Annotated in this window: 16 protein-coding genes and 1 riboswitch; of the genes, 12 read left to right on the forward strand and 4 right to left on the reverse strand. The window is 57.7% G+C overall.

Annotated elements, in window-relative coordinates; genetic code table 11:
* Positions 1-71 precede the first annotated feature (71 nt).
* The 3 genes from U6G28_05370 to glpK all read left to right on the forward strand — a co-directional run bounded on the left by U6G28_05370 (position 72) and on the right by glpK (position 4216).
* Entirely contained in the window at positions 72-1748 is a 1677-nt protein-coding gene (locus tag U6G28_05370; protein WRS31200.1) for a glycerol-3-phosphate dehydrogenase/oxidase, read from the forward strand.
* Positions 1749-1813: 65 nt separating this feature from the next.
* On the forward strand, positions 1814-2605 hold the full coding sequence (locus U6G28_05375; GenBank protein WRS31113.1) for an MIP/aquaporin family protein: 792 nt from the start codon (positions 1814-1816) through the stop codon (positions 2603-2605).
* Positions 2606-2689: 84 nt separating this feature from the next.
* On the forward strand, positions 2690-4216 hold the full coding sequence (gene glpK / locus U6G28_05380; GenBank protein ID WRS31114.1) for a glycerol kinase GlpK: 1527 nt from the start codon (positions 2690-2692) through the stop codon (positions 4214-4216).
* A 115-nt stretch (positions 4217-4331) separates the two neighbouring features.
* Here the strand turns inward: glpK and U6G28_05385 are convergent, their stop codons facing one another.
* Together U6G28_05385 and U6G28_05390 are read right to left on the reverse strand one after the other, a co-directional pair.
* Entirely contained in the window at positions 4332-5048 is a 717-nt protein-coding gene (locus tag U6G28_05385) for a PspA/IM30 family protein (GenBank protein WRS31115.1), read from the reverse strand.
* A gap of 99 nt (positions 5049-5147) precedes the next feature.
* A complete protein-coding gene (locus U6G28_05390; GenBank protein WRS31116.1) occupies positions 5148-7235 on the reverse strand; it encodes a hypothetical protein in 2088 nt (695 codons plus the stop codon).
* A 190-nt stretch (positions 7236-7425) separates the two neighbouring features.
* Between U6G28_05390 and U6G28_05395 the strand changes: the two genes are divergently transcribed.
* From U6G28_05395 to U6G28_05410, 4 genes are all read left to right on the forward strand, one after another.
* Positions 7426-7803 (forward strand): cold shock domain-containing protein, encoded by a 378-nt coding sequence (locus U6G28_05395; GenBank protein WRS31117.1) that lies wholly within the window; start codon positions 7426-7428, stop codon positions 7801-7803.
* Positions 7796-8596 (forward strand): DUF3027 domain-containing protein, encoded by an 801-nt coding sequence (locus tag U6G28_05400; protein WRS31118.1) that lies wholly within the window; start codon positions 7796-7798, stop codon positions 8594-8596. Before U6G28_05395 ends, U6G28_05400 begins: the two co-directional genes overlap by 8 nt.
* A gap of 193 nt (positions 8597-8789) precedes the next feature.
* Positions 8790-10232 (forward strand): NCS2 family permease, encoded by a 1443-nt coding sequence (locus U6G28_05405; protein ID WRS31119.1) that lies wholly within the window; start codon positions 8790-8792, stop codon positions 10230-10232.
* A 25-nt stretch (positions 10233-10257) separates the two neighbouring features.
* Positions 10258-11622 (forward strand): MFS transporter, encoded by a 1365-nt coding sequence (locus U6G28_05410; GenBank protein ID WRS31120.1) that lies wholly within the window; start codon positions 10258-10260, stop codon positions 11620-11622.
* Position 11623: 1 nt separating this feature from the next.
* Here U6G28_05410 and U6G28_05415 read toward each other — a convergent pair whose 3' ends face one another.
* The gene (locus U6G28_05415) at positions 11624-12748 is read right to left on the reverse strand and encodes a phosphoserine transaminase (GenBank protein WRS31121.1); all 1125 of its coding nucleotides are present in this window, start codon (positions 12746-12748) and stop codon (positions 11624-11626) included.
* A 124-nt stretch (positions 12749-12872) separates the two neighbouring features.
* Here U6G28_05415 and U6G28_05420 point away from each other — a divergent pair, with 124 nt between their 5' ends.
* The 3 genes from U6G28_05420 (at position 12873) to rsmI (ending at position 16025) form a co-directional block, all read left to right on the forward strand.
* Positions 12873-13595 (forward strand): metal-dependent transcriptional regulator, encoded by a 723-nt coding sequence (locus tag U6G28_05420; GenBank protein WRS31122.1) that lies wholly within the window; start codon positions 12873-12875, stop codon positions 13593-13595.
* Between the two features lie 355 nt (positions 13596-13950).
* Positions 13951-14127, forward strand: a riboswitch (cyclic di-AMP (ydaO/yuaA leader).
* Between the two features lie 4 nt (positions 14128-14131).
* A complete protein-coding gene (locus tag U6G28_05425; GenBank protein WRS31123.1) occupies positions 14132-14872 on the forward strand; it encodes a hypothetical protein in 741 nt (246 codons plus the stop codon).
* A 199-nt stretch (positions 14873-15071) separates the two neighbouring features.
* Positions 15072-16025, forward strand: a complete 954-nt coding sequence (gene rsmI, locus U6G28_05430; protein WRS31124.1) for a 16S rRNA (cytidine(1402)-2'-O)-methyltransferase — start codon at positions 15072-15074, stop codon at positions 16023-16025.
* 40 nt (positions 16026-16065) lie between these two features.
* On the opposite strand, the gene U6G28_05435 is transcribed toward rsmI, so the two are convergent.
* Positions 16066-16635, reverse strand: coding sequence for an isochorismatase family protein (locus U6G28_05435; protein WRS31125.1), 570 nt, complete (start codon positions 16633-16635; stop codon positions 16066-16068).
* 123 nt (positions 16636-16758) lie between these two features.
* Between U6G28_05435 and metG the strand changes: the two genes are divergently transcribed.
* Together metG and U6G28_05445 are read left to right on the forward strand one after the other, a co-directional pair.
* Positions 16759-18618: a methionine--tRNA ligase gene (gene metG, locus U6G28_05440; protein ID WRS31126.1), complete on the forward strand. Its 1860-nt coding sequence runs from the start codon at positions 16759-16761 to the stop codon at positions 18616-18618.
* A 289-nt stretch (positions 18619-18907) separates the two neighbouring features.
* Complete coding sequence (locus U6G28_05445) at positions 18908-21436, forward strand: UvrD-helicase domain-containing protein (GenBank protein ID WRS31201.1); 2529 nt, start codon at positions 18908-18910, stop codon at positions 21434-21436.
* Positions 21437-21516 lie beyond the last annotated feature (80 nt).

A 21516-nucleotide genomic window follows, 5' to 3' on the forward strand; every position in this document is an offset into this window, starting at 1 on the left:
GGAAGAGTTAGGAAATCACTGTGGCTGACCCTGTTTTGTCAAAGAAAACCAGGCAACAAGCAATCGACCTGATGGCCGATGGCGAGGAGTTGGATGTCCTTGTCGTGGGCGGCGGAGTAACTGGGGCGGGCATCGCGCTTGATGCAGCGACTCGTGGACTCAAGGTCGGAATCATTGAGGCGCAGGACTGGGCGTCGGGAACCTCGTCCAGATCGTCCAAACTGGTTCATGGCGGACTGCGATATCTATACCAACTTGATTTTCCGTTGGTTAACGAGGCGTTACGTGAGCGTGGATTACTGCTAGAACAGAATGCGCCTCACTTGGTGAAAGCTCAGCCCCTCTTGTGGCCGTTGAAAATTCCGGTGATAGAACGCACCTACTCAGCGGTCGGGGTGGGAATGTATGACGCGTTGGCGCAATGGGCTCATCGAGGGTCGGTTCCAATACAGAAGCACCACAGTAAGAAGGGGTCGCTGAAGCTCTGTCCGGCCCTCGATCCCGATGCTCTCACCGGTTCCATCGTCTACTACGACTGCAGAGTGGACGACGCTAGGCTCGTTGTCACGCTGGTTCGAACGGCGGTCCGATACGGAGCGCTTGCGGCAAGTCGAGTGCAGATGGTCGGTGTCGATAAGAACTCTAGAGGTGCAGTAACCGGGGCGAGATTGCTGGACCTTGAAGCTGATCGTGAGTTCACGGTAAAGACCAAGCGGATCATCAACGCGACGGGCGTGTGGACCGAGAAGAGTCAGTCGCTGGCTGAAACCGGAAACGGACTTAAGGTGCTGGCTTCGAAGGGAATCCACATCGTAGTTCCGAAGGACCGAATTAAGTCGGAGCTGGGACTTTTCCTACGCACCGAGAAGTCCGTATTGTTCATGATCCCTTGGAAGTACTACTGGATTATCGGTACAACGGATACCTCGTATCACGATGACTTGCGAGACCCGGTCGCCGATGAGGCGGACGTTGAGTATTTGCTTGAGCAAGCAAACTCAGTTTTGCAGGACAAACTAACACGCGAGGATGTTGTCGGGACCTACGCGGGTCTGCGCCCCCTGCTGCAACCGGGGAATCTGGGTGAGAATCAGTCAACGAAAGTATCCCGGGAACATACGGTCACCGAGATTGCGCCGGGGATGACGGCGATTGCTGGCGGCAAGCTAACCACCTATCGCCAAATGGCGGAAGATGCGGTGGATTTTGCGCTGGGGAAGGAAGAGTCAAGACGTCGTCCCTGCGTGACGGCAAAGACTCCACTGGAGGGAGCAGCAGGGTACCGCGCTCTGTGGAGTAGCCGGGGTCGACTCGCTAAAGAGAATAATCTGACGGTCAACCAGGTCGAAGACTTGCTGGACCGATACGGTTCGGACATTGACCTTGTATTCGATTCAATCAAGGACCGTCCAGATTTGGCTCGGCCGCTGAACGGCGCCCCCGAGTTTTTGAGAGCTGACGTGGCATTTTCCGTAACTCATGAAGGCGCGCTGCATATTGAGGATATTCTTGAAAGGCGGGTGCGTTTGTCCTACACAAAGAAGGATTCGGGGCTGGCGGCGCTCGACGAAGTAGCCGACCTGGCGGGGGATCTGCTCGGCTGGGACGATCGGACCAAAGAGCGAGAGAAGGACCTTTATAGACTGACCTGTGAAGCCGTTTGGGAGGCAGAAAAGATAGAATCGGAGTCCGAGGCACAGAAGCTTCGGGCAAAGGTAGAACCAATCAGGCCGTTTATCCAGGTCTGAAAGGAAGTCCCGCGAAGAGGCGGGGAAAACCTAAGCGCATTTGCGCGGAAGGAGTTCAAAGCACAGTGAGTCTATGGAGCATGTTTGCTTCCGAGTTCGTCGGCACGGCGTTGCTGTTGGTACTCGGTGCAGGTGTTGTAGCAAACAACCTGCTTAATAAATCAAAAGGGCGCGGAACCGGTTGGCTGATGGTCAACTTTGGCTGGGGTCTTGGCGTCTTCGTTGGTGTCTATGCCGCGTGGAAGACCGGTGGACATCTGAACCCGGCGGTGACCGTCGCAAAGATCGTCCAGCATATGTACGATCCAGAGGTAACTCTGAATGGCATTGCTCCGGACGCTGCGGGAGCAATCCCGGTCGCGGCTGGCCCAGTCTTCATGTATCTGCTGGCCCAACTGCTGGGCGCATTCGTTGGCGCAGTACTCGCATGGCTGGCGTACAAGAAGCAGTTTGATCAGCCTGCCGATCCTGGCATCAAGCTTGGTGTCTTCGCCACCGGACCTGAGATCCGTTCGAACGTTTGGAACCTCATGACTGAGGCCATTGGCACCTTCGTTCTGATCGCTTTCGTCGTTGTCTCCGGTGGTACTCCGACGGCCGTTGGACCGCTTGCGGTGGCCTTGGTCATCGTTGGTATCGGCGCTTCTCTCGGTGGCCCGACCGGCTACGCCATCAACCCGGCCCGTGATCTCGGTCCTCGTATTGCTCACGCGGTTCTTCCGATTCCCGACAAGGGAAGCTCGGATTGGGGCTATGCCTGGATCCCGATTGTTGGTCCGCTCATCGGCGCAATTGTCGCAGTCGTGGTTGTCTATGCCTTTGGCCTGGGCACCCTTGACTTCGGCGTGTTCGCATAAGAAGAAGTTAATCCGGTTGGGGGGCTCGGCCGAGCCCCCCAACTTTTCAACTAACACACAAAGAAGTGAGAGGTTCAGATATATATGTCCGATGAGAAATTCGTTCTTGCGATTGACCAGGGCACCACGTCCTCGCGTGCGATCGTCTTCAACCACTCCGGCGAGATCGTCGGTGTAGGCCAGGAGGAGTTCGAACAGATTTTCCCCCATGCTGGCTGGGTTGAGCATGATCCACTAGAGATCTGGCAGACGGTCCGTGAAGTAGTGGCAGACGCATTGGTGGCCGCAAACATCAACAAGGACAATCTCGCTGCTGTCGGTATCACCAACCAGCGTGAGACCGCAGTTGTTTGGGACAAGACAACCGGTAAGCCGGTATACAACGCCATCGTTTGGCAGGACGTGCGCACCTCGAAGATCATTCGTGAACTCGCGGGCGGCGACAGTGCTGAGGCGATGGACAAGTACAAGAAGCGCGTCGGACTTCCGCTCGCGACCTACTTCTCTGGTCCCAAGATCAAGTGGATTCTTGACAACGTTGACGGAGCCCGTGAGAAGGCAGAGAAGGGCGACCTACTGTTCGGAAACACTGACTCTTGGGTGCTGTGGAACCTAACGGGTGGTGTGAACGGCGGGGTTCACAAGACTGACGTCACGAACGCCTCTCGCACCATGCTGATGGATATCAAGACCCTCCAGTGGGATCCAGAAATCTGCAAGGACATGGGTATTCCCATGTCGATGCTTCCCGAGATTTGCTCCTCGTCCGAAATCTATGGCGAGGGACGTCCTCAGGGGTTGCTTGCGGGTATTCCAATCTCTGGCATCCTGGGCGACCAGCAGGCGGCAACCTTCGGTCAGGCATGCTTCGAGAAGGGAATGGCGAAGAACACCTATGGCACGGGCTGCTTCCTGATTATGAACACCGGTGAGCTGGTGTTCTCAGAGAACGGTCTGCTTTCGACGGTCTGCTACAAGATTGGTGACCAGCCAGCGGTCTACGCCCTTGAGGGTTCGATCGCGGTTGCCGGCTCACTGGTTCAGTGGCTCCGCGACAACCTGGGCATGATTGAGGAGTCGAAGGACATCCAGGAACTTGCCGGGTCGGTCGAGGACAACGGCGGAGTTTACTTCGTTCCCGCGTTCTCGGGTCTGTTCGCTCCGTATTGGCGTGACGATGCACGTGGTGCCATTGTTGGTTTGACCAGGTACAACACTAAGGGTCACTTGGCTCGCGCGGTTGTTGAGTCGACGGCATTCCAGACGAAGGATGTCGTGGATGCTATGGACGCCGATTCAGGTGAGAAGCTGACACAGCTTCGAGCCGACGGAGGCATGGTCAGGGACAACGCGCTAATGCAGTTCCAGGCCGACATCCTTGGCGTTGATGTCGTTGTTCCGAAGGTGGCCGAGACAACCGCTCTTGGTGCGGCATACGCGGCAGGTATCGCGGTTGGGTTCTGGGACGGCGAGGCCGACGTGATTGCCAACTGGCAGGAGGCGAAGCGCTGGAAGCCGAACATGGATCAAGCTGAGGTCGACCGTCAGTACCGTCTGTGGAAGAAGGCAATCACGAAGTCGCTCGACTGGGTTGACGACGACGTGAAGTAGCCATCAGGCATTCCTCGTGATGCCGAAAGCGTCATAGCAAGGGGGCTCAGAGATCTCAAGATCTCTGAGCCCCTCTGCTGACGTTTGTGTTTGTGCCTAGGAACTGTTCCTGGGGCTATTGCTTATTCTTCAGAGCTGCCAAACGCTGCTCAATCTCGATCTGGGAGGCATCGGCTTCAAGCTCTTCGAACTGGGAATCGATGGATGATGCAGCAACCTCCGCCTGGCCCTGAGCAAGCGCCTCATTGCGACGCACCTTGTCTTCGAAGCGCGCTAGCTCTGAAGTGGGGTCGAGGACATTGATGGATCCCATTGCCTCATTGACCTTGGTCTGTGCTTTAGCTGACTTGTCACGGGCGACCAGTTGGTCACGGCGGATCTTTAGGTCAGAAAGACGAGACTTCATTTCTGCCAGCCCGGCTTTTAGCTTCTCGACCGTCTCGGTTTGTGCCTTGATCATCGGCTCTGATTCGGCGATCTGCTGCTCAAACTGGATCTGCTTTGCAAGCGCGTGCTTCGCCAGGCCATCCCAACGATCACCTTCGGCGTCGTCGCCCGCAGCGCGGCTCTGATCAGCCTTAGCAGAGGCAGCGGCCGCCTTCGAGCCCCAGTCCTTAGCCGCAGAGACATCCGAGTTGTAGTCCTGCTCTGCAAGACGCAGGTTGCCGATGGTCTGAGCCACAGCCTGTTCTGCATCCGCAATTTCGTTAGTGTAATCGCGAATCAGCTGGTCGATCATTTTCTGTGGATCTTCCGCTGAGTCGATCAGGGAATTGATGTTTGCCTTGAGCAACTGCTGGATGCGACCAAAGATTGACTGTTTCTGTGCCATTTGTCTTCCTTCTCTTCTGGTTGGTCGCCCACCGGATGGTGGCCTGACCGATCGAGTTTCCTATTGTGTCTGCCTGCTAATCGTGACTGTGATTGTCCTCTAGAACTTGCCGGAGCGACCGCCACCGCCACCACGGAATCCACCGCCGCCTCCGCCACCGCGGAATCCGCCGGAGCTACCTCCCGAACCTCGGAACCCGCCGGAACCACCGAATCCGCCGGAACTACGGTATCCTCCTCCACCGAATCCGCCTGTGCGGTATCCGCCGCTGTGCCCCCGTCCGCTACCGCCCATCATCTGGCCAAGCAGCATTCCCCAGAGCATCGAGTTGGAACCCCCGCTTTGATAGTTAGGCTGGTATGTCGGTGTGGCCTGCATTTCTGCCAGGGCGTTTCGCGCCCACTGTTCGGCCTGGGTCGAGCTGTTGATCGATTGCTGCGGACTAGAGTCCAGGGTTATGCGCGCCTGCTCAAGCTGGGCCATCGCGTTTGACACCGCAGAACGCGCGTTCAGCGACATGTTTCCGCGGGAGGTCTGAGACATGGACTGTGCTTGTCGGACCAGCGCTTCGGCCGCGGCGTACCTCTCTTTGGCCTGCGATGCGAGCCTCGAGTTTTGGTCCGCTGCCGAACGTAGCGGTGCAAGCGCCTGATCGAGCGCATCCTCTGCTTGGCGTAGATGATCGAGAGCTCCTAGCGGATCAGCGTTGCCCTGACGGGCGGCCTGGCCTTCGGCTACTGCGGCGTTTGCGTCGCTCACCAGAGGAGCGAACGCTACCTGATTGCTGGCCAGTCGCGTCACGTCGCTAAGGTCCTGGGTGATAGAGGCGATGGCCGCACCGAGGACTCTGTCAGACTCGCCAATTGTCCGCTCGGCAGTCTTGATGTTTTCGAGTGCGCTGAGAGCCAGCGACAGTTGGTTCGCCGCGCTGTCCAGACTCTGCACTGCCGAAGCGCGGTTGGTCAAGAGTTGCGACTGGGCGTCGCTCAGATATCGTTCTGCAGTGTCGAGGAAGGCTGCTGCTTGCTGAGGCTTGTTTTGTAAAGACTGTAGTTGGATCGGTGTGAAGCGCACCGCGAGGTCCTGAAGTCGTTGCTGTTCCCTTGGAACATCCGCCCGGGCTTCAGCGACCCTTGCTCGAAGATCAGGTAGACGGCTCTCCGCCTGCACCTCTTTATCTCGATCCGCCTGAAGCTGATCCTGGGCCGCCTTGACCGGGGGCATGACAGCCCCAACTATCTGCATGATCTGTGCGGCAATGGAACCCTTCTCTGCGTCAGATGTCGTGTCATCAAGACGCGGAAGGAGCGTGAATGCGTCAGTGATTCCCTTGCGGGCAACCTGAACCGCATTGGCGAACTGATCTGTGCGTGCCCCGCCGAACTGAGCTTTCGCGAACTGGACGTCGTCTTCTGCATCGCGAAGCGCCTCGTCCGAGTACAACAGTTGTTGCTTGGCCGTGGCTACCTGCTCATCCAGGCTCATCGCTTGGGTTGCTGACGTACTTGTGGCGGCCTTCTTCTTGCTCCGTCGGGTAAACGCCCATATCACGAGAGCAATCACTACGAAAAAGACGAGCAGAACCCAAATCGAGACTCCTCCGCTACTGGAGGAGGTGGTGGGAGTGATGGAACCCGAACTGCTGCCGCCCCCGGCGGCCGCACTCTCAAGTTCATTTGCGAAATACACCGCTGCGTCTGTCGCTGCCTGCCCCTCAAGCGGGTCCGAATCTCGAATCACGTCAAGGGAGCTATACCAGATGTCATCGATTTGAGCGTCGGTAATGATGCCATTGTTTTCGGGCAGTGAGGTACACCAACCCGTATCTCGTTCTTGATAGGCGAGGGCGAACACCACCGCTTCAGACGACATCGAGGAACGGTTGGCGGAGGCAATGCACCAGTCGGTTGGGTCGTTGCCAGAGAAGTCGGGCACGATTACAAAGTAAGGGGAGAGGCCGCTTGAGCGCGCGGCCATTGCTGCGTCGCGAATTTCTCCCACTTGCTCCGAGTCCAGGAAGCCGTCGGGATCAGTAACGTAGTCATTGATAGTCACCGGCCCGGTTTGGGGAAGTGGCGATGCAACGGCAACTGTCGAAACCGGTACCGAAGCGATCAGAGTAAGCGCACACGCGGCCGCAAATCTGCCGATGGACGTTCGTTTGCTTGAACTGTTCAAACCTGTCATTCCCTCACTATTTGAGCCGACGCTCGGCAGACCTGTATGCGTCGTCACACTATCCGTTATTAAGTAACGCACGTAACCTGCAGTTGCGCCATATCTTTCGCTCTAGGGATACCAGAGTGTGATCCGTGGCGTTGGGAAAGTATCATTGTGGGACTCAAGTATTTTGTGACCACTGAAAAGGGTGAGAGACGTGCCTATCGGGCGAATCAAGTTCTTTGATCCCGAAAAAGAGTTCGGGTTCATTAACGGTGAAGATGGAACGCGGGTATACCTACACGCGTCCCTGTTACCGGCTGACGTGCCGAGCCCTCGTCCGGGAACCCGCGTTGAATACGGCGTGGCTGAGGGACGCAGAGGTCCCCAGGCGATCTCCGTGCGTTTCCTCGACGATTCGGCGTCGGCCCAAAAGGCGCATCGCCGTAAACCACAGGACATGGTCATGGTGGTCGAGGATCTGATTAAACTCCTCGATGCATCATCGGACTCTCTGCGACGCGGACGATATCCGGAAAACTCGAAACAGATTGCGAAGGTGCTACGCGCCGTGGCGGATGATTTTGGTGCCTAAGGTCGGAATAGACGACAGGACTGGGGCGGGTGAGGGTCATAGCGCCCAACGTGCCTGGCGGCGGGACGAGGTGTTGCTGTCGGCGGTAGATCTGGCCCTGCAGGCGGCGGAGGAAACCGCTCGTGCTCGCATGGTTGGTGAACATCTGGGCGCCATCATGATTGGTGAGCGTCTGGCGGTGCACCGTTTTGCCACGCTAAATCCCGGATATCCAGGGTGGGTCTGGGAGGTCTCGCTTGCCAGGGCGCCCAGGTCCAAGAAGGCGACGGTCTGCGAGGTCGAGTTAATGCCCGGCCCCGGCGCGCTACTGGCACCCAAGTGGGTTCCATGGAGTGACCGACTTGAGCCTTCCGATGTCTCCCGAACTGACATTTTGCCTTACGAGGCCAATGACCCTCGTCTTCGGGCTGGTTTCGAGCAGACCGAAGAGGAGGGAGCGGACTTACGAGCCATCGACCAGATTGGTTACGGCAGGAAGCGGGTTCTCTCGCAGGAGGGCCTGGATCAGGCGGCCGAACGGTGGTACAACTCTCCGAGCGGGCCGGTTCCTGGCACCAAGGCGAAGGCAATGTGCGCCAACTGCGGTTTCTTGCTGAAGCTATCCGGTTCGATGGGCACGCTATTTGGGGCCTGCGCCAACGGCTGGTCTCCTGATGACGGCTCCGTTGTTAGTCTTGATCACACCTGCGGCGCACATAGTGAAACAGATCAACCGAGGTATCGTCCGCAGTGGCCGGTTGTTCCCTCGCGTATCAACGACTCATCAGTTGAGTACATCGAAATCGAGGACTAGGGCCGCCTGTGAGGGAAACGTTCTAATTACGGGAACAACCGCAGATTTACCGCCCCGAGATAGTAGCTTCGTAACCCGTCCTCGTCACTGATTAGTGGCGGGTGTTGGGAACTTATTTTACCAGAGCCCAAGTGAGCTGCCCGCTTGGTGGGAGCTTCGACTAATCCTCGAACGATTTGGCGAAACTGTGCTTGTGAGCACCTCAACGCAATCACGAGAATCGAAATCCCCTGAGCGAAGTGGTCTGGACAGCTTCTTCAAGCTGACCGAGCGCCACACTACCGTAGGCCAAGAACTTCGAGGTGGACTGGTTACGTTCATCACGATGGCCTACATCCTTATCCTTAATCCCGTCATTCTCTCCGCGATTCCCGATAGTGGAGTCACCCCGCAGGCGATCGCCGCTGGAACGGCCCTGGTCGCGGGACTTCTTACAATCGCGATGGGAGTTTTCGCGAACTTCCCGATCGCGATGGCCTCCGGCATGGGACTCAACGCCATCGTGGCGTTCAGCCTTGGCCTGGGACTCGGACTGACCTACCAGGAGGCAATGGGCCTCGTGTTCTGGGAGGGCATCCTAATTCTGATCCTGGTTCTTACCGGGTTCCGTCAAGCCGTGTTCCGCGCCGTCCCGCAGCAGCTTCGTTCCGCAATCTCGGTTGGCATCGGACTGTTCATCGCATTTGTTGGTTTGATCAATGCAGGCATCGTCCGACCCGGCGGGACGCCCGTACAGATCGGCGTCGATGGCTCGCTCGTTGGCTGGCCGGCTCTAATCTTTGTCCTCGGCCTGGTCTTGATCGTTATTCTTTACACTCGCAAGGTAAAGGGCGCGATTCTGATTGGTATCGCCTCGGCGACCGTTCTTGCCTTCATCGTTCAGATGATCGCTAGGATCCCGGCTGTAAGCGATGAAGTCCCCGGTGGTTGGGCCTCATCGGTGCCTGAGATCTCGGGTTCGCTGATTCAAACTCCCGACTTCTCAACCCTGGGCGCAATCGACTTCTTCGGGGCTTTCCAGAAGCTCGGCTGGTTGCCAGCACTCCTACTGATCTTCTCGCTGATGCTCGCGGACTTCTTCGACACCATGGGTACCATGGTCGCCGTCGGTTCCGAGGGGGACCTGCTTGACGAAGAGGGAACTCCCTACGGTGCGGACAAGATCCTCATCGTCGACTCCCTCGGTGCAATCGCTGGTGGTCTTGGCGGTGTCTCCTCGAACACGGCCTACGTTGAATCTTCGGCGGGCGTCGGTGAGGGGGCACGATCCGGTCTGGCCTCAGTGTTCACCGGAGCGTTCTTCCTGCTGTCTATTTTCCTCGCTCCACTGGTGACTCTGGTGCCCTCTGAAGCGGCCTCAACCGCTCTGGTTTTTGTGGGCTTCCTGATGATGACTCAGGTCACAGAAATCGATTGGACCAACGCAGAGATCGCGATTCCTGCGTTCCTCACTATCGCTCTGATGCCGTTTGGCTACTCGATCACTGCCGGGATCGGCGCTGGCTTCGTGTTCTACACTGTTATTCAAGCGGCCCGTGGCAAAGCTAGTAAGGTCCACCCGCTCATGTGGGTCGTGTCCGCGCTGTTTGTCGTTTACTTTGCCCTGGGTCCGATCCAGTCAGCGATTGGTGGTTAGTATCCACTTGGAGGCCTAGTAGTCAGTGTCAAAAACTTTTCAGTCTTTTCAGTATTACAACTACAGACTCTGGTTCGTGGGGAACCTACTCGCCGCGTCCGGAACCTGGATGCAACGCATTGCTCAAGACTGGCTGGTTCTGACTCATTTGTCCGGAGGGAGCGGACTGCAACTCGGTATTATCACCGCGCTGCAGTTCGCTCCCATTCTTTTTCTTTCTCCGACCGCCGGCGTTTTCGCGGATAGGTTCGACAAACGGCTGATCATCCAGGTCACCCAAATTCTCACGGCCCTGTTGGGTCTGGGAATGGGCATCTTGGTGTTGACCGATACCGTCCAGCTTTGGATGGTCTACATCTTTGCAACGGCTGGCGGCATCATCTCAGCGATGGAGAACCCTGTCCGCCAGGCGTTCGTTTCTGAGCTTGTCCCCACGCGGATACTGCCAAACGCAGTTGCGTTGAACTCAACCTCGTTCAACCTGGCCCGGCTGCTCGGACCGGCGATCTCCGGTTTCGTGATTGACTGGGTCGGCATCGGCTGGGTCTTCATCGTCAACGCCGCGCTCTTCCTCGGCCCCGTCTTCACCGTGTTGTTCATGAGGGAGAAAGAACTCATAAAGTCCAAGCCTGTTCCTCGACAAAAGGGGCAGGTTCGTCAAGCCGTCCACTACGTTCGCGGAAGACGCGACATCATCCTCATCCTGGTTATCGTCGGTGTGGTGTCCCTTCTCGGTCTTAACTTCCAGGTCACCTCGGCAATGATGGCGACGGAAGTATACGGTCTGCCTGCCGGCGGCTTCGGGCTAATGAGTACAACGCTGGCCGTGGGTGCCGTGGCGGGGTCTTTGGGCGTTGCCAGGCTTAACAAGCCGAGGTTGCGAATGATTGTGGCTGCCGCCCTGTTCTTCGGTATGCTCCTGACGCTACTCGCTCTGGCTCCGACTTACATCTGGTTCCTGATCATTTCTGTGCCGGTAGGAATGTCGCAACAGATCCTGATTGCCAGCGCCAATGCGGCAGTCCAAATCACAACTGCCCCCAGCTTCCGTGGACGGGTCATGGCCTTGTACTCAATGATCTTCATGGGCGTCACTCCCATCGGCTCACCGCTGATTGGCTGGGTTGCCGAGCAGTTCGGTGCGCGCTGGTCAATGGCTGTTGGTGGACTTGCCTCAATGGCAGTCGCGATCGGCGTGGCCCTGTTTGGCTACTTCCACTGGAAGATTCGTCTGCAGATCGACGATGTTACCCACAAGATCCGACTCAACGTTCCGATCTCTCCGGTGCGTGCGGGGTACGAGGAACTGATGGACGACTCGCAGATCGAGGCACAGGCTTCGCTCGACCTGGAGGAACAGATTACGGACGAGGAAGCAGAACTCAAGTAGTTCAGTCACCCACCATCTGGCCCGCAACCCAGTCGATGCACTCAAGCAGCGCCCCGATGTCTGCTGTTTCCACGGATGGGAACGAGGCAATGCGAAGCTGGTTTCTTCCCAGTCCGCGGTAGCCTTCGATATCCAGAATTCCTACTTCACGAAGCACAGATGCCACCTCTGCGGCCGGGACCTCCGGCGCGAGATCAACCGTCGAGGTAACGATTGAGCGTTCCTCGGGGTCCTTGACAAACATCTGTGCCCATGGGCGCTTTTCCGCCCAGTCCGCGATCAGCTTGGCGCCCGCGGCAGCTTTGTCTTGTGCAGCGGCGAGGCCACCCTGGTCGAGCAGCCACTTGATTTGTTCGTCGAGGAGAATCAGGGTGGCGATAGCGGGGGTGTTGAGTGTCTGATCTAGCCGCGACTGCTTCAGTGCGCTCGCTAGGTTGAGGAACGAGGGCATGAAACGCCCAGCCTTGTTTGCGCTGAGCTCCTCAGCACGCTGGGCGGCGGCCGGAGAGAGGATCGAGAGCCACAGCCCTCCCTCGGACCCCAGGCACTTTTGGGGAGAGAAATAATAGGTATCGACCAGATCCCAGTCGACGGTGGAGGCACCGGCGATTGAAGTGGCGTCAACGACGGTCAGCGCGTCGCCCGGAGCGCCCCGGTACAGCCCGGAAGCAACCCCGGTCGAGGTCTCATTTTGTGGGTAGGCATAGACATCTGCCTGGGCAATGTCATCACGCACCGCGGATAGCTCTCCGGGTGGGGCCTCGTTCACCACCACCTGAAGCCAGGGTGCGGCGGCCCAGTCGGAGGCGCATTTTTTCCCAAACTCCCCAAAGACGGCACACTTGGCGCGCTCGCGGACCAGGGAAGCGGCGGCCACTGACCAGAATGCAGTGGCACCGCCGTTCCCAATCGCGATTTCGTAACCGGAAGGTAGCGTAAACAGCTCGGAAAGACCTTCCCGAATACTGTGCACTCGGGACTTCACTGCGGGTTTTCGATGGGATGTCCCAAGCTCCGTCGCCGCGTAGAGGGCGTCGACCTGCTCCTGGCGAATTCGCGATGGACCCGCGCCAAAACGGCCGTCCGATGGAAGCATCTGGGGACTGGGAGGATAGATTTTGTTCACGCGATAACCGTAGATTGTTGTGGGACTTCCTGCAGGGACACCCACTGCCTGGAACGCGCCGGTATCGTAAATGTGAGCGCCCCAAATGGGGCGGCCTGTGGGCAGAACGAGGGAGGACGGTCCAGTGGGTCCTGTTGATCTGATTGACACCACCGAGATATACCTCAAAACCATCTATGAGATGGAAGAGGACGGGGTAGTTCCGATGCGCGCCCGCATCGTCGAGAGGCTCGGTCACTCAGGGCCAACAGTTTCCCAAACCGTAGCCCGCATGGAGCGTGACGGCCTTGTTACTGTGCGTGATGATCGTCGTCTGGAGCTGACAGAGCAGGGGTTTTTGCTTGCCAGCGAGGTTATGAGGAAGCACCGGTTGGCCGAGTGCCTTTTGATTTCGGTTATCGGAATGGACTGGTCAGCCGCGCACGAGGAGGCATGCCGCTGGGAACACGTCATGTCCTATGACGTCGAACAGAGACTTAACACGCTTCTCGACAATCCTGACAAGGATCCGTATGGGAATCCGATTCCCTCCGCCAAGCTCGATGAGGGCACCCGGTCGGTTCGTAGCGCGAACGTCGGAGAGATCAGTGCCGAGCAAGCATTGGCGCACGGATCGAAGAGTTCCGGTCGTATTACGCGCATTGGTGAGCCGATCCAGGCAGATCGCGTGCTGCTGGCACTTATGGCCGAGGCGGGCATCGGCGCGGGCACTCCGGTTGAGCTACGCCAGGACGGCGAAAGACTGGAACTACGGGTCATTGACGCCGATGAGTCGGGTTCGGGCGAGGGAGCCGGAGTGGTCCTGTCTGTCCATCTTGCCCCCCACCTTTTTATCGAAAGCCTTTAGCGCGTCTTTTCGTTGGATGTGCGTGACTTATTTGGAGCGCGTGTTGCCCGAATGCTCGGCGTCGTTCTAAAAGGAGTCCCGCCCCGTCTGGTTTGTCTCGGCCCGGGGTTTGGTTCAGTTCGGCCCGGTCATGTTGTGTGGGTTCCAGCGCTTCTTTTCGTTGGAATCTGGGGTTTTGTTAGGGTATGTCGCGCCTGTTTTGAGTTTTGGAACTTGGGACTAAAGACTCCCTAACGGGTACTCGCACCCCCGAGTCCGGACACGCGTGAGGGATTTATCGTTATCGTGTCGTGACAATCCGGTGGTTCCCCGGTAGTGTTTCATTTGGTTTGAGGAATCAAGTCCTCAGATCCGCTCCTCGGGAATGCCGAATCTGCACATCTCAGGGTGGCGAATAATCTAGTGCAGAGCGGGGGAACCATCTCTGGTCCCGGGTCTTCGGATCGGGTGATCTAGGGGTTAAGTCCATTTGGACGGGGCGCTCCGGCCCTAACCCGACAGCTAACTTCGTAGGCAGATAGCAGGAGAAATATTTAGTGACAGCAAAACTTGCTCCGCGTCACCGTGGTAGCGAAAAAGCAATCACCCCTATTACGGGCACCTTCGGTAGCCTCGGCAAACGTAGCGTCGCTGTTGCTTCTGCTACCGGTGTCGCACTCACCGCAGTCGTTGCTTCCACCGCAGCCGCCACCGCGCCAACGGTTCTTCCGCAGGCTCCGAGTGGCGATTTTGTTTCTAACCTTGAGTCAACCGACACCGCGACACTTGTCTCCCTGGATATGGATTGGGATTCCGGTGACACCGTAAGTGTTAAGGCAGAAGAGCCTGCCCCGGTTGTCGAACCAGAAGCCCCACAGGTCGAGGAAACCACTCAGGTCGCGAACCGTAGTGATAACAGGTCTTCTGAGACAGCCACTGTCGTTGAACAAACCCCTTCCGTCGATATTCCGGCTGGCGCCGGTGGTGCGGGCATCGCCGCAGCTGCCCTGGCACAGGTCGGCGAGTTCCAGGACTGCACTGCAGTGGTCGAACGTGCGCTGCGAGCCATTGGTGTTCCTGCGGGCGATCAGGGAACTAGCGTCTGGGAGTATGTAGCACTTGGCGGTACTCAGGTCTACGGCGAGATGGCCGTTGGCGACATCCTGATTTGGCCGGGCCAGCACGTTGCCGTTTACATCGGTGGCGGCCAGGCGGTTCACGGCGGATGGAATGGATCTAACACCGTCGTCTGGAGCGCCTATTACCAGGGTGGCCCCGGAGCCGTCGTTAGGTTCTAAGTAGCTTAAAAATACATCGCAAGAAAAGCCCTGCAGCGCCATGAGTGGCGTTACAGGGCTTTTCTGTAACTACTCCCTTCTCTTCTCTCTGGTTTTCCAATCACATAGGGGTACGACACGCCGTCAATTCGGGCTGAAAACTCCCCGATCTGATTGGTAACCCGGAAATGAGGATGGGTTGACGGCATAAAGTGGCGTTATGAGCGAAGATCGTGATTCTCTGCAAGAGACCTACCCGGGAGGCGTAATCCTCCTTGCCGCTACCCCGATTGGGAACCCCGGCGACGCGAGTGAACGCTTACGTCTCGCGATTCTTGACGCGGACATTGTTGCTGCTGAAGATACGAGACGCTTCCGAGGACTCTGCTCACGGTTGGGACTGTCACCGACGGCTCGTGTCCTAGCCCTTCATGACCACAACGAGGGAGACAAGGCGGCCTGGTTGGTCGAACGGGCCGCGGCTGGAGCGACCGTTCTAGTGGTCTCCGATGCAGGCACCCCCACAGTTTCTGACCCCGGATTCCATCTGGTCCAGGCGGCCGCCAGGGCCGGAGTACGTGCCGTTCCACTGCCCGGTCCAAGCGCCGCACTTGCTGCGCTCAGCGTTTCAGGGTTGCCGACAGACAGGTTCGTGTTCGAGGGTTTTCTTCCGCGCAAGAAGTCTGAGCAGAACCGTCGGATCGCGCAGTTGGCTACTGAGCCTCGTACCATCGTCCTCTTTGAGTCGCCGCGACGCACCGGTGTCACTCTGGGAGCGCTTGCCGAGCGGTTTGGAGGAGACCGTCCTGCGGCGCTGTGCCGCGAACTGACAAAGACGTACGAGGAGGTTCGGCGGGGGAGTCTTTCCGAATTGGCCTCGTACTGCGTTGAGAATGAGGTATTAGGGGAGGTCACTCTAGTCGTTGGAGGTATGCCCGAGGGGGAGCTACGCGCGGCGAAGGAAGCGGAGAGTGAAGACCTGGCCCAGGTGGTGCTTGATCTGGCTGAGGCTGAGGGAATGCGACTTAAGGATGCCGCCGCTCAAGTTGCCGAACAGTACGGCGCTAGGAAGAACCAGCTGATGAAGGCGGCTCTCGAACTCCAGACGGGTGGACCAGCCGGCTCGCTGGCCGCCTTCGAATCTCCAATCACATCGGGGCTAGACACTCCGTAAACTGGGCCTGAAAATGCCCCTACGTGATTGGAAACCCATCTTAGGAGTGGACCAGTTGGATCCTGGTCTTTCCCATTTGCTCCAGCGCTGCCTCGCCCTGGTCGGCGGATACCGGAACGGTCAGATCGGTGAGTACCCGAATCTGGTGGAGTCCCCGAATCTTGGCGGCGTCGAGGGCTGTCTGCTTGACACAGTGCGATAGGGCGATGCCGACAATATCGACCTCATCAACGCCCTCGTCTGAAAGAATGTCCGCCAGGGTTGTACCATCTGGGCAAACGCCTTCGAACCCAGAGTAGGCTGCCTCGTACTCGCCCTTCTTGACGCAGTAGTCAACCCGGATCGGACCGAGGGCCGGGTGAAGTTCGGCCTCCTCTGTGCCAGCGATTCCGTGGGGTGGCCAGGTATCAACATAGTCGGGGTTGTCTGAGAAGTGCTCCCCAGGGTCAACGTGCCAGTCCTGGGTTGTAACGATCAGGTCATACTTTTCGTCATTACGAATCGCGTAGTCGGCGATTCGGCGGGCCAGAGTGTTTCCTCCCTCGACTCCCAGGGCTCCGCCCTCGGTGAATGTGGGTTGTACGTCAACGATTATTAGAGCCCGAGCCATCGGCGCCTCCTCGTGCTCTTCAGCACACTAACGGTCGTGATTCCCCGCCTAGCCTAGTGGCTAACGAGCCACAATGGGTACCTAACGCCCGAGATGTCGGAGCGGGCCAGTAGGCTAGAAGCCATGAGTCATATCCTTGCTGCAGTTGCTTGGCCGTACGCAAACGGCCCCCGGCACATCGGTCACGTCGCCGGTTTTGGCGTCCCCTCTGATGTCTTCGCTAGGCATATGAGAATGGCGGGGCACGACGTCCTGATGGTTTCTGGAACTGATGAGCACGGTACGCCGATCCTGGTTGAGGCGGACAGGCAGGGAATCACTCCGGCCGAGCTTGCGGACCGTAACAATCTGTTGATTGCTGAGGACCTGGTCAACCTGGGCCTGTCGTATGACTTGTTCACCCGCACGACAACTGCGAACCACCACCGGGTCACCCGAGCAATGTTTGAGGTGGTACGTGATAACGGGTACATGTTGCAGCAGACGGCGCTTGCTGCCATCTCCCCGTCGACTGGACGTACCCTGCCAGACCGCTACATCGAGGGAACTTGCCCTATCTGTAATACTCCTGGTGCCAGGGGAGACCAGTGTGACGCCTGTGGTAACCAACTTGACCCTACCGATCTGATTGATCCGCGCTCGACCATTAACGGTGAGACTCCTAAGTTTGTGGAAACCACTCACTACTACCTGGATCTTCCCGCTCTGGCGGGAGCCCTAACCGAATGGCTTCAGGGTCGAGAAGCCGCCGGTTGGCGTCCGAACGTCATAAAGTTCGCAATGAACTTTATGGAGGATGTGCGACCGCGAGCTATGACGCGTGATATCGACTGGGGGATTCCGGTTCCGGGTTGGGAAGACCAGCCATCGAAGCGACTCTACGTGTGGTTTGATGCCGTGGTGGGTTATCTTTCAGCATCGATCGAGTGGGCCATCCGTTCCGGAGATCCCGAAGCCTGGAGGAAGTGGTGGAATGATGAGGCTGCAGAGTCTCACTACTTCATGGGCAAGGACAACATTGTTTTCCACTCCCAGATCTGGCCGGCAGAACTGTTGGCGTACAACGGTGAGGGTGACCGGGGGGGACAGCCCGGCAGTATGGGCCGGCTGAATTTGCCTACCGAGGTTGTTTCATCTGAGTTTCTGACCATGGAGGGCAAAAAGTTTGCCACCTCCCGTGGCATCGTCATTTATGTGCGGGACATGCTTGAACGCTACCAACCTGATGCGCTTCGCTATTTCATCAGCGCTGCGGGGCCCGAGACGTCGGACGCTGACTTTACGTGGGAGGAATTCCTCCGTCGAACCAACAATGAACTGGTTGCTGGGTGGGGCAATCTGGTCAACCGTACGGCCAACATGATTCACAAGCGTTTTGGTGAAATTCCTGAGCCTGCGGAACTTGCTGAGATTGACAGGCAGATATTGGATGAGGTCAAGGGTGGATTTGGTGTCACCGGTGATCTGATTCGCGCTCATCAGCAAAAGGCGGCTCTCGGAGCGATCATGCGAATAGTCGCGTCGGTCAACCGATATGTCACCGAGACGGAGCCCTTCAAGCTCAAGAGTGAAGACGAGGAGCCTCGTCTGCGAACTGTCCTCTGGGTCTTGGCGCAGTGTGTCTGCGACCTAAATCTGATGCTGTCGCCGTTCCTTCCGCACTCCGCCAACGCAGTTCATGCGGTTATGGGAGGTAAAGGTCAGGTGGCGCCAATGCCGCACTTGGAATGGGTTGAAGAGACGATTGACAGCGCGGAGATCGGCGCTGAAGAAGGCGACGAGGTGAACGTGGCACCGGAGCAACAGACCGCCCCGATCACTAAGGGGTATCCGGTGATCACAGGCGATTACAGTGATGTTCCGAGCTGGGAGCGTCACGACGTAGTTATCGGCACTCGTATTGCCAAGCCCGTACCGGTATTTCAGAAGCTCGATCCCTCGATTGTTGAGGAAGAGTTGGCTCGCTACGGCAGGAAGATCTAGTGTCTTACGCCCGGAATTTATTTCCTAGATCGAGCGGTGAGTCGGTGCGCCGCGAGGCAAGCGAACGAAGAATTGCCGGGTAGGTTGAGCGAGTGCGCCGCCGTGAGATGTTGACACGGTGCGCAAAATAGGGAACGAGTTTGGGGCGAGAGACACCAGGAAGTATTGCAGTCGGTGCTGCCGGTAAGTCAGCGAGACTGGGTAAACAGGCGACTTAGGACGGGCGACTTATAGCGTGACAAATGTTGACAGCCGTGGGCAGTCCCTTTTGGGGGACTTTGACTTTGGGATACCCTCACCGGTTTCTGGCTCCTTTGGCACCCAGAAAATCACCGAAGGATTGAACCCACAGCAGAAGGAAGCCGTTATTCATCAGGGCGCTCCGCTGCTCATAATGGCCGGTGCTGGATCCGGTAAGACCAGGGTTTTGACTCATCGAATCGCTTATCTACTTGAGACTGGGCGGGCGAACCCGGGAGAGATTCTGGCCATCACTTTCACGAACAAGGCCGCTGCCGAGATGCGAGAGAGGGTCCAGAAACTGATTGGCCCGGACGCACGACGTATCTGGGTTTCGACCTTTCACTCAGCCTGCGTTCGGATGTTGCGCGAGCACCATGACGCAGCGGGTCTCAAGTCCACTTTTAGCATCTATGACCAGCAGGATTCGTTGCGTCTGATCCAGATGGTGTTGCGTGACCTGGATGTGGATGTCAAGCGGTTCACGCCGCGTTTCGTGGGGGGACGAATCTCTGACCTTAAGAATGAGCTAGTTGGTCCTGCAGACTATGCAAAGACCGCGCCGAGCGACCCTGTCTCCGAACTGGTCTCTAAGGCCTACATCGAATATCAGAAGCGATTGCGAAACGCCAACGCCGTTGATTTTGACGATCTCATTATGAAGACGGTCAGGGTGCTACAGACGCATCCGGCGATTGCTGAGGGCTTCCATCGCCGATTTCGTCATATTCTGGTTGATGAGTACCAGGACACAAACCATGCCCAGTATGTTCTGGTGCGTGAGTTGGTTGGGGATGGCTCAGACGGGGTTGCCCCGGGTGAACTGACCGTCGTTGGCGACTCTGACCAGTCGATCTACGCCTTCCGTGGTGCTTCAATTCGCAACATTGAAGAGTTCGAACAGGACTACAAGAACGCCAAGACTGTTTTTCTTGAGCAAAACTACCGCTCAACGCAGTCGATCCTAGACGCAGCAAACTCCGTGATCTCTAAGAACCGCGGGCGTCGACCAAAGAATCTTTGGACCGCGGAGGGAAGCGGTGACAAGATCGTCCTTGAGGTCGGGGACAGCGAGCACGATGAGGCGCGGCTGATTGTTGCTGAACTCGACAATCTCTCGATGTCCGGTGTCGACTGGGGTGAGATAGCGATCTTCTACCGCACCAATGCACAGTCCAGAGCCATTGAGGATCGCCTAATCCGCGCCGGTATCCCATACCGAATTGTCGGGGGGACCCGCTTTTACGAGCGCGCAGAAGTCAAGGATGCTCTTGCCTACCTTCAAGCAGTGGTCAATCCCGATGACGTTGTGGCGATTCGTAGAGTGCTCAATACTCCTCGTAGAGGCATCGGAGACAAAGCGCAGGCGACGATCGCGGCTCATGCGGAGCGATATGGTCTTTCCTTTGGGGCGGCTCTGGCTGACACTCTCGATAGTTCTGAGCGCCCGATCGATGGACTGGCTGTGAAGGCTCGCGCGGAAGCAGCGAAGTTCTGGACTCTGTTGGCCGAGGCGCGAACTCGCGACCTAGAGGGAGAGAGTCCGGCGAAGGTGTTGGACGACCTTCTTACCAAGACCGGATACGTTGATCAGCTGAAGGCTTCGCTAGACCCGCAGGACGCCTCCCGCGTTGACAACCTGGCAGAGTTGGTTTCGGTCGCGGAGGACTTCCAAAAGGAATGGGATACCGCAGCGCTGAGCGCGACGGCAGAGACTGGTACCACGGCGAGTTCCTCTCCGGCTGCAGGTCCATCGGAGCCGATCAGTGGTGGAATCACCGGAGTTCCCTCAGTCTCAGATCCTGGTTCACCACAGACACCACTCATGGGATTCCTCGAACGCATCTCACTGGTCGCAGACGCTGACCAGATCCCGGATGAGTCTGATCGGGGCGGTCAGGTCACCTTGATGACAGTTCACACCGCGAAGGGACTTGAGTTTCCGTACGTGTTCGTCACTGGAATGGAAGATGGCACCTTTCCTCACAAACGGTCGATGGAGTCTGAATCTGAGCTAGCTGAAGAGCGACGCTTGGCATATGTGGCGCTGACCAGAGCTCGTAAGCGCCTATATCTCACTCGGGCTGCCTCACGTAGCGCCTGGGGTGCGCCCGAGGACTTCCCTCCATCTCGATTCCTGGACGACCTGCCCGCAGAAATCGTTGAGGTGCGAGGACAGAGCACCCGCGAGAAGCTGTGGTCGGGACGCGAGACAAGCCGTTCCCTGTTTGCGGATTCCGAGTGGACTGGCTACGGGAGTGATGACGGGGCTCCGGCGTTCGGGTCGGGGTCCAACGGTCGGTCAGGTACCCGCCCGCTGATTCGTCGAGATATTCAGCGCCCGACTCGTCGATCAACTCAGTCGGGTGGAGGACCCCGCTCGCTTGCTGCGGGCGGTGAGTCTGCGGACGATCCACGTCTCAGTTTAGGAGTCGGGGATCGCGTGAATCACGCCACCCTCGGCGAGGGCGTTGTTGTCGGAACTGAAGGAAGTGGCCGCTCAAAGGTTGCAAATATCGAGTTCACCGGCGTGACAAAGCGTCTTCTGCTACGAATGGCACCGGTGACGAAGATATAGCGGCTGCCCGGAATCGCCGACCGAGTCTCTTTTCTCGGCGATTCGCGGCATAATCGAAAAGTCGAACCTGGACAGAAGGG

Source organism: Actinomycetaceae bacterium MB13-C1-2, from assembly GCA_035621235.1.
GTDB lineage: Bacteria > Actinomycetota > Actinomycetes > Actinomycetales > Actinomycetaceae > Scrofimicrobium.